Consider the following 352-nt stretch of genomic DNA (forward strand, 5'->3'; position numbering starts at 1 on the left):
CGTTTAATTCATTTTCTGGAAAATCATAAAAGCATACACTGGTCTTTTTATTATGAGCTAAATACAGCCAACTTTTCAATAAAAATGACTGATATTCAAATGCGCCCAACACTTCACCTGTGGTTGGTCGCACTTCAATCGGGGCCAACTTGATTAATTGCTCGAATTGAATTGTCTCAGTAGAGGGTTGAAGTTCAATACCTTCGAATTCTACAACCCACTGCTCAAATGCTTTTTCAAGTTCTGTTTGCAGATCTGTGAAAATCGCTATGAGTTCCGGGGAATGCTCAAGTTCAAATTTCATTAGTTCTATCAATTGCTTTGCATGGTGCTTGTCCTTAAAAAAATCCAT

The 352-nt window shown here is 37.2% G+C and carries 1 protein-coding gene; it reads right to left on the reverse strand.

Annotated elements, in window-relative coordinates; all coding sequences use genetic code 11:
* Positions 1–304, reverse strand: a 304-nt coding sequence (locus R0J92_RS22020; protein ID WP_411053217.1) for a hypothetical protein, incomplete at its 3' end; no start/stop codon positions are given.
* Positions 305–352 lie beyond the last annotated feature (48 nt).

This window comes from Tritonibacter sp. SIMBA_163 (assembly GCF_046535935.1).
Classification (GTDB): Bacteria; Pseudomonadota; Alphaproteobacteria; order Rhodobacterales; family Rhodobacteraceae; genus Epibacterium; species Epibacterium scottomollicae.